General features: G+C 39.6%; 5 protein-coding genes. 3 read left to right on the plus strand and 2 right to left on the minus strand.

All coding sequences use genetic code 11. The features are described from left to right. Window positions 1-73 precede the first annotated feature (73 nt). Complete coding sequence (locus ACHMWN_RS09050; RefSeq protein ID WP_397299932.1) at window positions 74-2,410, plus strand: OmpA family protein; 2,337 nt, start codon at window positions 74-76, stop codon at window positions 2,408-2,410. 353 nt (window positions 2,411-2,763) lie between these two features. After that, a complete protein-coding gene (locus ACHMWN_RS09055) occupies window positions 2,764-3,177 on the plus strand; it encodes a globin domain-containing protein (RefSeq protein WP_397299934.1) in 414 nt (137 codons plus the stop codon). A 74-nt stretch (window positions 3,178-3,251) separates the two neighbouring features. Here the strand turns inward: ACHMWN_RS09055 and ACHMWN_RS09060 are convergent, their stop codons facing one another. Both ACHMWN_RS09060 and ACHMWN_RS09065 read right to left on the minus strand, forming a co-directional pair. After that, window positions 3,252-4,334 (minus strand): trypsin-like peptidase domain-containing protein, encoded by a 1,083-nt coding sequence (locus tag ACHMWN_RS09060; RefSeq protein ID WP_397299937.1) that lies wholly within the window; start codon window positions 4,332-4,334, stop codon window positions 3,252-3,254. Window positions 4,335-4,343: 9 nt separating this feature from the next. Next, the gene (locus tag ACHMWN_RS09065; protein ID WP_397299940.1) at window positions 4,344-5,600 is read right to left on the minus strand and encodes a hypothetical protein; all 1,257 of its coding nucleotides are present in this window, start codon (window positions 5,598-5,600) and stop codon (window positions 4,344-4,346) included. A gap of 709 nt (window positions 5,601-6,309) precedes the next feature. On the opposite strand from ACHMWN_RS09065, the gene ACHMWN_RS09070 reads away from it, so the two are divergent. Beyond that, the gene (locus ACHMWN_RS09070; protein WP_397299942.1) at window positions 6,310-15,273 is read left to right on the plus strand and encodes an FG-GAP-like repeat-containing protein; all 8,964 of its coding nucleotides are present in this window, start codon (window positions 6,310-6,312) and stop codon (window positions 15,271-15,273) included. Window positions 15,274-15,330: the final 57 nt, after the last annotated feature.

A 15,330-nucleotide genomic window follows, 5' to 3' on the forward strand; every position in this document is an offset into this window, starting at 1 on the left:
TAGCAGGATTTTTAAGCCCATACGAGGATGAAAAATGATCGCTTCATTATAAATGAAAAACAAAATTATACGAATGAAAAAATATGTATTATATGTTTTGCCAGTACTGATGTTGGCAAATTTGTCGCAGTCTAATGCGCAATCAAAAAATCCAGATACCCTATTTAAGTATGAGCAATATGCAAAGGCATTACCCTTATATAAAAAAATTGTACAAAAGGATTCAACAAAAAAAGACGCAGTGCTTAAAATAGGCAGGATATACAATTATGCGAAAGAATTTGCCATAGCAGAAAATTGGTATGCGAAGGCAGGTGAGCAAAAATTATTGGAAGACCCTATTAGGATGCTTGAGTATGCGGAACTGTTGCGTATTAGTGGGAAGTATACCCAAGCTGCAGCGGCTTACCGCAGTTATTACCAAAAGACCCCTGGTGATTTGAAAGCTTTAACGCTTGCCACACATGCTGAAACTACAGCACAACTTAGAAAAGCAGCATTGATTAACAATAAATCATGGGTAAATCTACTAGATAAACCAAATACTAGCTATGCTGAGTTTTCTCCATGGTTGCTAAAAGATCAGCTTTTGTTTTTAACCGATAGGTTTAAAACCGATAGCCTTAGTAAAGGGAAAGTTGTAAAGAACACAATTTACCATAGAACAGGGAAGGGGTTTTCTTTCGCTTCTGCCGAAACAATTAGCAATAGCCAAACTAAACTAATTGATTCTGTTTTTAAACGCACTCCTCAAAAAATAAGCAGTGCAGATAGCTCATTTCTATCTATTTTAAAACAGGAATTAAATGTTGGCCCATTATGTTTTAATAAAACAGGTGACACTGTATTCTTTAGCAGAGTACATGACTTAACAAAAGAAAAATCGAAGAGCAAAGCAAAAATTCAATGGCAATATTCGTATAACGAACTTTGTTTTATGGTGAAAAAAGGTACAGCGTGGTCTGAGATAAAGGTGTTTCCATACAATGATTACCATAAATATTCGACCATGCACCCAGCGCTTTCAGCAGATGGGAAGCGACTTTATTTTTCTTCTGATCGCCCAGGTAGTTTAGGTGGTTTTGATATCTTCTACTCAGAAAGGCTAAAAGACAATACCTGGTCTTTTCCAGTTAATGCAGGATGCACGGTGAACACCGAAGGCAATGAGTTGTTTAGTTCTATTGATGATTACAATACGTTATTCTTTTCTTCGGATGGACATTTGGGATTAGGAGGACTAGATTTATTTTCAACCTCTTTAAAGGTGGGGAATTGCGCAATTACCAAACCCTTCCATTTACCTGAACCGATCAACTCTTCTGCAGATGATTTCGGCGTGTTTGTTATTCAACCTTCTGAAAAAGATCAGAAATATGGTTATTTGAGCAGCAATAGAATTGGAGGTAAAGGTTTAGATGATTTGTATAGTTTTTACCTGAACCTGGTAACTTCTTGCCCGGTAGATATTTTGGTTTTAGATAGAGCAACTAAAAAACCATTGGCAAATGTAAAGGTTTCGTTAGGAGCAACTGTTAAAGATTCAGTGCAAACGAAATATACAGATGCATCAGGAAAATTAGCCGTCAGCTTAAAAGACTGCTTAGCAGAAGCCATAACTTTCAGCAAAGCTTTATATGTTCCTTTAGCTGATAGCATAGGGTTAAATAAAGGAAAAACCAGTTATACCTTTTTGATGGATCTGGCAAAAGGCTATGCAGTAGAAGGTAAGGTAACCGATGCCCTAACAGGTACGCCATTAGATTCGGTAAGTATACAGATAAAAGACAATAAAACGTTAGTTAAAAACCCTCAAACAACAGCAGATGGGAAGTATGCTTCTGCTTTGGAGAAAAATAAACGCTATTTAATCTTAGCGAAGAAAAAAGGTTATTTTACCAAAAGAAGTGTAGTGGTGAGCACCCTAGATAAACCAGAGGGTACTATTTTCAATGTTGATTTTGAGCTTGAAAAAGTGGTCATCAATAAGGAAATTAAAATTGAGAACATTTATTACGATTTTGCGAAAGCAACGCTAAGAAAGGAATCGTTACCAGAGCTTGATAAGATTCGTGATATGTTATTGGATAACCCAGAATTAATGGTAGAGCTGAGTGCGCATACCGATTCTCGTGGAAAAGATGCTGCAAATATGTTATTGTCTCAAAGACGTGCTGAAAGTGTAGTGAAATACTTAGTGAGCAAAGGAATTCCAGCTAGACAGCTAATTTCTAGGGGATACGGTGAAACGAAATTAATCAATCAATGTGCAAATGGCGTAAACTGTACGGAGGCAGAACACCAGCTTAACCGTAGAACAGAATTTAAAATTATTGGTTATGTCAAATCATTGCCAGTACAAAAAGCAGCGCCTAAAAAGGTCATCAAGCCAGTGATGATTAAAAAATAAGGGGTAAATACGTAAGAAAGGGGATGTGTATTGCACATCCCCTTTTTTGCATATAAGGTAATAAATAAAAAACAGATTAGTCTTTAGGGGTGATGTTGAAGTAAGCTGCACGTGTTTTTAAAGTGTGTTGAGGGTTAAATTAAGATTAACTAGTCCTAAAAGACGATTTTTGGGAAATGATTTTCCAGCTATCCTTGTACAGATTTTGTGCAGTCTGGATTTGGCTATTCATGACTAGAAAAATAGCAAGACTATACACTTCATTAAGGAAACAATTGAACATAACTAAGCACAGTACCTGTGCTTAAAAAAAGGATATACAGTAAAAGTCTTTAACATAAATTAATCAACCTATGAAACCAGAAAATATTGAATTGGTACAAAAGAGCTGGTTTTTAATCACTCAGATGGATAAGAAAGTTTTAGGTAGATTATTTTATAATAGGCTTTTTAAAATTGCACCGGATGTAAAACCAATGTTTAATAAAAGATCAATGCCAGCTCAATATGAAAAATTACTCGATATGCTTTCTTATATTATTAAGCACCTCGATCAATTAGATACCATAGCAGAAAATATTGCTGGACTGGCTCAACGTCATGTTGCCTATGGTGTACAACCAGCGCATTATCAAGCTGTTGGTACAGCATTATTATGGTCAATGAGACAGGGCTTCGGTAAATATTGGGAAGAGGAATTTACAGTAGCTTGGAATGAAATTTATTCGTTTATAGCTGCTAAGATGATTGCAGCTGGAGTAGAGTAAGTTTACGCATTTTGCTTATAAACACATAAGAACATACAGCTGCATAAAAGCAGCCGTATGTTTATTAAACGATACTAGCCAATAACGACGTTTTTGGCATAAACCGCTTTTTCACATCCGAAAGTTTGCTGAAGATAATCATCCATTTCATCTGCTTTAGTTACGAGACCCGCTAAGTCATTCAGCATGGTTTCGTAAAGTTTCTCATTGTGAATGCCTCCCAATGGAAAACGATAAGAAATATAGATCATATTATCTGAAAGGCCCAGCTGATATTGCTTAAGCGGATTGCTGAGCAGATAGGAAAGTATGGCTTCTGTATTCTGCCTAGGCATTTTATTCAAGGGGCTAGTGGCATAAATATAATTGCCACTGATAAATATACGCAGTTCAGCACTTCCCGAATGACCCACCCAAAATTCATGTCCAGCCCGCATCAATACCGGATTAATGCCGGCTTTAGCCATCGCATCCTCGCAAAAACGACCCACAAAAGAAAGTTCATACTCATCAAACCAACTTTCTTCTAATCCTGCTCCGCAAGATGGACAATAGTGAGAACGGTTAACGATAACGGTATCACAGCTAGTGCATTTAATGGCATACGATTGATGATTAGCGATCTTCAACACACCAATTAATTCTTCTAGCCGTGCAACTGGAATGGCAAAACCCATGTTATCTGCTTCTGTAAATTTAGAAGCAACAATTCCAATTAGATTTCCCTGTTCGTCTAAAACTGGGCCTCCACTGTTACCAGGGTTAATTGCCGCATCAATTTGGATGAAGTTTTGATTAGAAAGCACTTGGTTCACCGAAGAGATAATGCCTTGAGTAATACAATAGGGCATGCCGTAAGGATAACCAGCGACAGAAACTTTTTGAGTGTTGAAAAGAGGTTCTGTATTAAACATCAGATCAGTAGCGACAATTGGTGTACTTACTCTTAACAGAGCTAAGTCTGCACCTGGGTCGGCAAGAATTACCTCCGCCATCATGCGTTCCTGTTTATTGTTTTCAACGCTTACCACATGGCAGCCATTCACTACATGAAAATTGGTTACAAAAATTTGTTGCTCATTTAAAAAAAAGCAAGTTCCCGATCCCTTAGCGGTATTCACCTTAAAGACTAGAGATTCGATTATAGAAAAATTCATAGGTATAGATTATTTAAATAAACTGCTAAAAGAAGACAATACTTTGTTAAGGGATGAAGTATCTGCAAAAAGTGAGGCGAGTTGATTTTGCACGGCCTCACCACCATTTAATACTGCGGGTGGAGTAGTAGCAAGTTTTGCTAATAGATCGGCCTCCATAAAATTTTTAAGGCTGGTAAACAAAATTTCTGCACATTCTTTCCAAGGTTTTTCTGCAGATGAGATCAGCGCCTGACAAATAAAACCTTCTACTTCTGCTGGTAAATTAAACTCATACAAAATGCCGGTATAGTTCTGTATAATGGTTAATGAGCACGCCTCGAATTCTCCATTGGTAAATTCTTTTTTAGATAACTCATAAGGTCGATCGAAATTGTTTTGCAGATTTTCCAGCCTAGCTGCATATTTGCTGGGTACAAATACTTCCCCTTCAAAAATCTCCAAGCTAAATTGTTCATACGTTAGTTTTTGAAGTTCCTGTAGAAACTTTTTGCCAGACTTGATGCGTTCATTAAAATCAACATAGCCATTATTTAAACGATTGATTTCATCATTGATGCCATTCCCAAACTTCCCTTGTAGGTTGAGTATATATGCTAACTTTTGTAAACAAATGATGATGGTATCCCATGCATACGGGTTTTTGCGGTTATGCTCATATTCATTCGCATTTTCAATTGCAGTTTGAACTAGGGTAGTAAAAATAGTCCAGCCAGATTTGATGATGCTTTCAGGGTGTGGGTTAATGAGGGGCTCTCTTAAGCGTTGAGCAGCAAAATGAGTAGTAAATTCGTCATCCCAATAATCTGCTCCTAAGCAAACACTGCGGAAGAGTTCGTACACAATAATTGGCTGACAGGCTTCGAAAGGAAGTTCGGCAACAAAGGAAAGCTCATCCTCTTTTTTTTCAATCTGCGCAAGCACCAGCTCTGAAAAATTGATTTCGCCTATCTTTCTCATCAGGGCCACCCTGTTTTCTACAGGAAGTGCTAAGAAAGGGGCGTTGATGCTTAACTTTCCAGCGGCTATACGCACTTGAATGATGGCTGAACCATGCGGAATGTCAAATGCTGTTTGTTCAGCGTTTCCATATTTGCTGCACAGCTTGGGATTACAATAGGCTATACAGGCTCGAATAGCGTCTGCATAATTTTGGTTTTGAAAAAGCTCTTGTGCTTTTGCCCAAGCTACCTCTAGCTCATATAAGCCAGGCATAGCCACGGGGCTTACAATTCGGCGGTAAAATGCCGGAGAATGGTTGATCATAATTAAATTTTAAAGTATTTAGCTAAATTTTTTAAGGCACTACAATGCATGTAATGCCAGTTTAAAAATATTTCTTATAGCGGGATTTAAAAATCGTCTTTTGAGGGGGGATAGGTAAGATTTCACATGCTAAGTGCATGTGCTAGTTTTGTGTAAGCATATGAAAAGGGCGTCGTGCTCAGCTCGATCCGATAGCTATTGGTTGGGCATTGTATGCATAAGCAGTTTTTTCATCGAATCACAATTGGTTACACTGAGCACTTTGCAGTTCCAATTGCAAGGGAAAGGACGAGCAAGAATAATCGTGGTACTCCACTTTAATCAATAGTTGTTGGATGGACTTGTCATGCACAAAAACTTCAAATTCTTCATTCTTTACGATTTATCAGTAAACTACCTACCTAAATCTAATCCTTTAGGATTAGATTTTATCCCTCTGTTTTATAAGGATAAACCGTTAGCTAGAAAATTGCGTTGGGTTTATGCTCCGCTCACAACTTATTGGCGCATATTAAGCTTTAGCTCCTGGCTCAGTAGGGAATAGTAGGTATCCGCAAAAACCCCCTAAAAGACGATTTTTTGAGGCGCTGTGTTGATTTAATTTTGTTGAATTATAATCTGTCCCTAATACGCAAAGCTTCTCTTTATTGAGTTTGAGGTTTTTTTTAATCGAAGGACCAGGTTATAAGCTTACATAAAATTATTCATCATGAAAAAGTGTTTACGCCATTACTTCGTCAAACTAGCAAGCTGCTTAGCAGTATGTCTGGTTTCGTTAAGTGTTCAAGCGCAAGTTCCTACTATCACGGGCTTTAATCCGCAAAGTGGCCCAGTGGGTACAGATGTTACCATTACTGGTTCAAATTTCGATGCCAATCCGGCATTGGATGTGGTACTGTTTGGTTCGGCTGTGGGAAAAGTTAAATCCGTTGCTGCTGATGGCAGTAGTTTAGTTGTTACGGTACCAGTAGGCGCAGACCTTACCGGTATAACCGTAACCAATTTAAGTTCTAAATTATCTGGTGCTAGCCAAAAAGGTTTTGATATTACTTTTAGCAGTAATGGACAAATCGATTTTGGAAATACAGTTCAGACACCTGTTGGCTCTTTACAGACCATAAAAATTGTTTGTGATGACTTAAATGAAGACGGAAAGATGGATCTTATTATGCTTGATACGCATAATGCCAATGCTCCGGTAGCCATATTTTATCTGAACACAAGTGTTGGCAATAATGTCACTTTTGATAATTCTTTTAACATTATGCTACCGCTATCTACTAATTCGATTAGCACTGCAGATTTAGATGGTGATGGCAAGAAAGATTTAGTCATGTCTGAGGGACAATTTCAGTTTCATTATGCAATTAATCAAACCAGCCCTCAAAGTCAGAGCTTAAGTTTTGGGAATCTTTTTCTAGGTGTATTTCCAAATGCACAAGGTAATATCGTTAATACCAGTTTACTGACAAAAGATTTAAATGCTGATGGGAAAAATGATTTGATATTTATTACAGATAACTCTGTACACATTACGCCCAATACAAGTGCTAATGGTACTGTGAATTTTGGATCTAATAATGAGATCAGCATTGGTTTTAATATAAAGAAGGTTCAGGCACAGGATTTAGATGACGACGGTAAACCAGAGCTTGTCATTTCCTTCGATGATGGTGCTGGAAATACGGGGTTGATGATCTATAAGAATATGACAGCTTCACCTGGTGATGTCCCATCATTTAGTTTTTACACGGATATGGTTGCAGGAGTTAATTTTGCTATTGGGGATATCAATCAAGATGGAAAACCAGATTTACTTTTACCTAACCAATCTGGTAAAGTAAGCCGTATTTCAGTCCTTTTAAATAATGGTAATTTAACTTTCCGCCCACCTTTTCATATCACAACTTCGGGCGGGGTTGCTACTGATGTTTTTTTAAGTGATGTGGATGGAAATGGGTTGATCGATTTGGTAACAGAAAATAAAACCAATAATTACGCACTCGTTTTGCAAAATATGGGTGCTATAAATGGCCACCTAGATTTCAAACCATTTAACGTTGGGACAAACTTGGCGCAAATTGCTTTAAAAGTTGCGGATATAGATGGAGACGGTAAACCTGATTTAGTTGTCGCTGATAATAACTTTAAACAGCTTTCTATTTATTTGAATACGACCCCAACAATATACCCCCCCACGATCATTTCGATGAATCCATCTAGTGGCAAGGTTGGTGATGATATAGTGATCACTGGTGAGAACTTCAGTACTGACAAGTTACAGAATGCGGTTTATTTTGGAGCTACACAGGCTGTTGTTAAAGCGGCTACTTCTACGAGTTTAACCGTAACGGTTCCCGCTGGTGCAAACAATGAACTTTTAACAGTGACCAATGTGGGAAATGGCCTTACGGCATATTCCTTAAAACCTTTCGGCTTGACATTTGCAAACGGGGCAGGTGCTTCTTTTGGTATACCTAAAAAGTATAATAATGTTGGGCTTAACCCAAGCTCAATAGCTTTAGGTGACGTGAATGGTGATGGTTTCCCTGATTTGGTCACTACCGATCTTTCGACTAACGAATTGTCCTTGTCAATTAATGATGGGGCAGGGGATTTTTCTATCCGACTTCCTATATTGTTTTCAGCCGCTTTTACAGATGCTACCTATGTAAAGTTAGGGGATTTGGATGGTGATGGAAAGTTGGATATTGCAGTTTCGGATACACAATACAATTTGATTTATGTTTTTCATAATAATGGTGATAAGAACAAGAATTACTTTGATGCACCGACATCTTATGCTGCCAGCAGTCCAGGGAAATTAGTTATAGCTGATATGGATAGAGATGGGAAATCAGACATCGTGGTTGTAAATAAGGCATCTAATTCATTTTCTGTTTTTCGTAATATATCTGATGTTGGACTTATCAATTTTAACCCCAAGCAGGAATTTAACGTTTCCGTAAGCGGATATAATGGTAATGCAATAGCTGTTGGAGATTTGGATGAAGATGGCATTACTGATGTGGTGTTAGGCATGTATAATGGCCAAAAAGCATATATTTTTCATAATAGTTCTATACCAGGCACATTTAAATTTACGGAATCTTCTATTTTAAATCAGAATTTTTCGACAACTAATGACATTACCATTGGGGATATGAACGGTGATTTGAAATCAGATATTGTTTTGTCGGGTGGGCAACAGGTTGTTATTTATTTAAATACCAATACGAGCTCGGGTACAGCCTCCTTTATTGAGAAATCTATAATTCGTAATAATAACAATGTTCTACACCCTATAATTGGACTCCAAGTTAAATTGTCAGATTTGAATGGGGATGGTTTGCTTGATATTTTGGCCTCGAATGGAAATACCTCAAAAACCAGCTCAGTTGCCTATAATACGACTATAAATGGGCAATTGGATTTTGCAGATCCTGTTAATTATTTTTTACCACCATCGGGTATTTCTAATAGTTTAGCGGTTGGTGATTTAGATAACGATGGAAGACCAGATTTTGTACTGACGGATTATGGTAATAATCCCGGACAGATCGCAGTGTTCAAAAACAAAGTCTATAGTGCTCCCCCTACGATCATTTCGATGAATCCATCTAGTGGCAAGGTTGGTGATGATATAGTGATCACTGGTGAGAACTTCAGTACTGACAAGTTACAGAATGCGGTTTATTTTGGAGCTACACAGGCTGTTGTTAAAGCGGCTACTTCTACGAGTTTAACCGTAACGGTTCCCGCTGGTGCAAACAATGAACTTTTAACAGTGACCAATGTGGGAAATGGCCTTACGGCATATTCCTTAAAACCTTTCGGCTTGACATTTGCAAACGGGGCAGGTGCTTCTTTTGGTATACCTAAAAAGTATAATAATGTTGGGCTTAACCCAAGCTCAATAGCTTTAGGTGACGTGAATGGTGATGGTTTCCCTGATTTGGTCACTACCGATCTTTCGACTAACGAATTGTCCTTGTCAATTAATGATGGGGCAGGGGATTTTTCTATCCGACTTCCTATATTGTTTTCAGCCGCTTTTACAGATGCTACCTATGTAAAGTTAGGGGATTTGGATGGTGATGGAAAGTTGGATATTGCAGTTTCGGATACACAATACAATTTGATTTATGTTTTTCATAATAATGGTGATAAGAACAAGAATTACTTTGATGCACCGACATCTTATGCTGCCAGCAGTCCAGGGAAATTAGTTATAGCTGATATGGATAGAGATGGGAAATCAGACATCGTGGTTGTAAATAAGGCATCTAATTCATTTTCTGTTTTTCGTAATATATCTGATGTTGGACTTATCAATTTTAACCCCAAGCAGGAATTTAACGTTTCCGTAAGCGGATATAATGGTAATGCAATAGCTGTTGGAGATTTGGATGAAGATGGCATTACTGATGTGGTGTTAGGCATGTATAATGGCCAAAAAGCATATATTTTTCATAATAGTTCTATACCAGGCACATTTAAATTTACGGAATCTTCTATTTTAAATCAGAATTTTTCGACAACTAATGACATTACCATTGGGGATATGAACGGTGATTTGAAATCAGATATTGTTTTGTCGGGTGGGCAACAGGTTGTTATTTATTTAAATACCAATACGAGCTCGGGTACAGCCTCCTTTATTGAGAAATCTATAATTCGTAATAATAACAATGTTCTACACCCTATAATTGGACTCCAAGTTAAATTGTCAGATTTGAATGGGGATGGTTTGCTTGATATTTTGGCCTCGAATGGAAATACCTCAAAAACCAGCTCAGTTGCCTATAATACGACTATAAATGGGCAATTGGATTTTGCAGATCCTGTTAATTATTTTTTACCACCATCGGGTATTTCTAATAGTTTAGCGGTTGGTGATTTAGATAACGATGGAAGACCAGATTTTGTACTGACGGATTATGGTAATAATCCCGGACAGATCGCAGTGTTCAAAAATATTTTTCCTATTCCTACTATTACCTCATTCAGCCCTCATTTTGGTCCTGTAGGCACACAAGTTACCATAAAAGGTAAGGGGTTTAATTTAACCCCAGACCAGAACATTGTGTTCTTTGGTGGGGTAATGGCAAAAGTAGAGAAGGTAATTTCTTCAAACGAGTTAATCGTTTCTGTACCACTGGGTACAGATAATGGGTTTTTATCCTTAACTAATTTAGGTTCTAATTTAACGGCAGGTTCAACAGATGCATTTGATGTGACCTTTACTGCTGCACCTCAAGTAAGCTTCGGTGTACCTACAAATATTCTTATGGGAAATGGCACAGGAAAGCCTGTGGCTGTAGCATCCAAAGACCTTAATGGCGATGGACTAATAGATTTGGTAGTTGCCAACTTAAGCAATGCGGTCTCGGTATTTATTAACAAGTCAACAACAGGCAATGCTTCGTTCGATGCGCCTATAGTACTAACAACCGGCCAAACCCCAGAAAGTGTTAAAATTGCAGATATAGACAATGATGGTTTGCAAGATATTGTGGTAACCACTTCAGGGGTAAACAAAATAAATGTGTTTCATAATACGACTAGTAAAATTACCAAGGTTCCGGTAATGTCATTTGCAGCGTCACAAAATTTTGATACCGGTACAAGTCCAAAACAGTTAGAAATAGCAGATTTCGATGGGGATGGAAAATTTGACTTGATTGTTGCCAATACAGGTGGGGCAGGTTCAGTTTCCATTTTAAAGAATACCTCAGTTCCTGGAACAATCAGTTTTGATGCGCATGCAGATACTTTTGTTGATCCAAATCCATTAGGGCTAGCCATTGGTGATCTCAATGGCGACGGTAAATTGGATGTAGCCACTACTAGTAACTCAGTAAACCGCGTAACCTTATTAAAAAACACTTCGGATGCGACTGGAATTTCTTTTGCTGGAAAAACATATGCACCAACTGCTAATATAGGAACAAACGCCTTAGTAATTACCGATGTAAATGGTGATGGCAAAAAGGATTTGGCCTATACTGATAATACCAATATAGCTGGTTTTTCTGTACAATTGGGTAATGGAGATATGAGTTTTCAGCCAGAAGCAAAAACCAGCTCAGGCAATACGCCTGGTATGCATGGGTTGTCTGCCGGTGATGTAGATGGTGATGGAATTGTAGATATTGCTTTGATTGGAAATGATGCAGTTGATGCATTGCGTATACAAGCTATACTTAAAAACATAACCGATGGTTTTTTTGCAACGGTTTATAACACCCCTACAGAGAAATCTAACTTTACTGCACTGGAAGATGTAGACAATGATGGTAAGTTGGATTATATTACCGCTTTAAGTAGCACTGATGCGATCAGCATCCGTTTAAACACTACAGTTACACCAATTGATATAGAAACTTTGCCAGCAACCAATATAATTGCAGATGGTGCAAGACTTAATGGAAAGGTAAGGGCAAATGTGAGTGATGTTACGGTTACTTTCGAGTACTCCAACCAAGCCGACATGAGTACTTATTTAACCTTTAATGCAAGTGCGAATGCCACAGTTCAGGTTGGTGCTGGCTTTAAAGATAGCTATTTTGATGCGAACAATATGTACCCGGGCATTTTATATTACCGTGTTGTGGGTACAAATACAGCTAATAAAGTAGCTAAAGGAGCTATATTAAGTGTAGATATTCCTGCAGTGGTACTAAGCATTACTGCAACCTCGCCCAACCCAGTTTTACCTCCTCTAGGTACGGTAGACTATAAGGTTACTTTTTCAGGTGAGATAGATGGACTTACTGCATCAAATTTCAGCCTTACCAGTACAGGCTCTGTTTCTGGGGCAGCGGTAATTGATGTCAAAAAAGATCAATCTGATCCTAAATCGTGGTTGGTGGTGGTAAACCTCGGCGTTGGTGGAGACGGTACACTTACTATGAACTTGGCCAATACAGTCGGCCTTACATCATTCAATGGTGCTAATGGTCCTGTAACAATTAATACAGTATTACCTTTAGCAGGTGATACCTATACGATAGATGCTGGAGCACCATCGGCTCCAACAGGCCTAGTAGCCAATGCAGGTGATGCACAAATTAAATTAAACTGGGTAGCTAATCCAGAAAGTGATCTGGCTACTTATGAAATTTATGGCGGTACCTCTGCCAACCCGACTACTTTGATTACAAGTGTTCAGAAAGGTACGCTTACCTACACAGATGTGAACTTGACCAATGGTACTACCTACTATTACCGCATTACCGCAAAGGATGCCTCTGGCAACGAAAGTCCTTATTCGAACGAGGTAAGTGCAACCCCTCAGGCAGGGCAGGCTCAGACGGTTTCTATACCACAGGGTCTGAGTGCCAATCCGGGTGATGCCGTGGTTAAGCTGGATTGGTTGGCCAACACTGAGGCTACTCTTGCAGGCTATGAGGTGTATGGCGGTACGTCGGCAAACCCGACTACACTGCTTACTACTGTTCCTGTTGGTTCCACAACTTATACGGATGCGAACCTTAGCAATGGTACAACCTACTACTACCGCATTGTAGCCAAGCTTACAGACGGTAGTACAAGTGGCTATTCTAATGAGGTAAGCGCAACGCCTCAGGCAGGACAGGCCCAGACGGTTTCTATACCACAGGGTCTGAGTGCCAATCCGGGTGATGCCGTGGTTAAGCTGGATTGGTTGGCCAACACTGAGGCTAATCTTGCAGGCTATGAGGTCTATGGCGGCACGTCGGCAAATCCGACTACGCTACTTACTAATGTTCAAGCTGGTACCCAGACCTATACGGATGCCAACCTTAGCAATGGTACAACCTACTACTACCGCATTGTGGCCAAACTTACAGATGGTAGCACAAGTGGCTATTCTAATGAGGTGAGCGCAACGCCTCAGGCAGGACAGGCCCAGACGGTTTCTATACCACAGGGTCTGAGTGCCAATCCGGGTGATGCCGTGGTTAAGCTGGATTGGTTGGCCAACACTGAGGCTACTCTTGCAGGCTATGAGGTGTATGGCGGTACGTCGGCAAACCCGACTACACTGCTTACTACTGTTCCTGTTGGTTCCACAACTTATACGGATGCAAACCTTAGCAATGGTACTACCTACTACTACCGCATTGTGGCCAAGCTTGCAGATGGTAGTACAAGTGGCTATTCTAATGAGGTGAGCGCAATACCAAAAGCTGGTCAGGTAATGAAGATAGACCAGACGATCAATTTCACGCCATTAACGGATAAGATGTATGGGGATGCTGACTTCGATATTGCCAACCTAGGCACCAGTACCTCTGGTCTGCAAGTGGTATATTCGTCAAGCGATAACAGTATTGCTACGGTTAACGGAAGTGTTGTACATATCCTGAAAGCAGGAACGGTAAGTATCCATGCAGACCAATCGGGCAATGGAACCTATAATGCAGCGGGCAGGGTAAGCAGAGAACTGTTGATTCTACCATATCCGATCACCATCCAAGCAGATTTAAAAACAAAGGTTGAGAATACACCTGATCCAGTACTTACCTATACCATAACGCCACCGCTGTTGAATGGTGATGTGGTAAGTGGTTCATTGGTACGTACCCCAGGCGAGACTGCAGGTATATATGCAATCACCCAGGGAAGCCTTTCGGTGAGTGACAACTATAAACTGACCTTTATCAATAACCAATTAGTGATTACAGCTGCACCACTGAACATGCAGACAATCACCTTTAACGCGCTACCAGCTAAGACCTACGGTGATGCCGATTTCGATGCAGGAGCGGTATCTAGTGCAGGTTTAGCCATTAGCTATTCGAGCAGTGACAATAGCATTGCCACTATCGTAAATGGTAAGGTACATATCCTAAAAGCTGGTACAGTAACCATCTATGCAGATCAGGCTGGAAATGGTCAATATCCTGCAGCCGCTCAGGCGAGCCAAATACTAACCATTAATAAGGTTGACCTGCAAGTAAGCGCTAATGCAAAGACGAAAGTTTACGGTACTAACGACCCTACATTTACCTATATATTAACTTCGGGTACCTTGTTAGCAGGCGATGCACTTAGTGGAACCTTGAATAGGGCACCTGGAGAAAACGTTGGTGCTTATGCCATCGGTTTGGGGAGTTTGACAGCAGGAGCAAACTATAGCCTTACGGTAGCACCAGCTAATTTAACGATTACACCAGCTGCAATAACCGTAAGTGCCAATCCTGTTACCAAGAACATTGGTGATGCAGATCCATTGTTGACATATACTTATACCCCATCATTGATCGGAACAGATGTATTCACAGGAAGCCTTGATCGTTCACCGGGAGAGGGAGTGGGTGTATATGCCATCGGACAGGGAAGCTTAACTGCTGGTAATAACTATACGCTGAATTTTGTGCCTTCAAGCCTCACCATTAAGCTGAAATCGGCATCAGCCTTTAAATTGGATGCCAACAATATCCTCACACCGAACGGAGATGGCAAGAACGATAAGTTAGTGATCAAGGGTCTGGACCAGTATCCACCAGCCAAGGTGACGATTGTTGACAGGGAAGGACGAGTGGTGTATCAAAGCAATCATTACCAAGATGGTTTTGATGGAACTTATAATGGTAAGCCACTATCGGACAATACCTACTACTATATCGTCGACTTCGGCAAGGAGTTCGGGAGGATCAAGGGCTTTATCACCATTATCAACTAGGCATTTATCACAAAATAAACATTAATCAAAAACTAACCACTGCCCACGAGGGCAGTG

Origin of the sequence: Pedobacter sp. UC225_61 (assembly GCF_044452285.1) — a bacterium.
Taxonomy (GTDB): domain Bacteria; phylum Bacteroidota; class Bacteroidia; order Sphingobacteriales; family Sphingobacteriaceae; genus Pedobacter.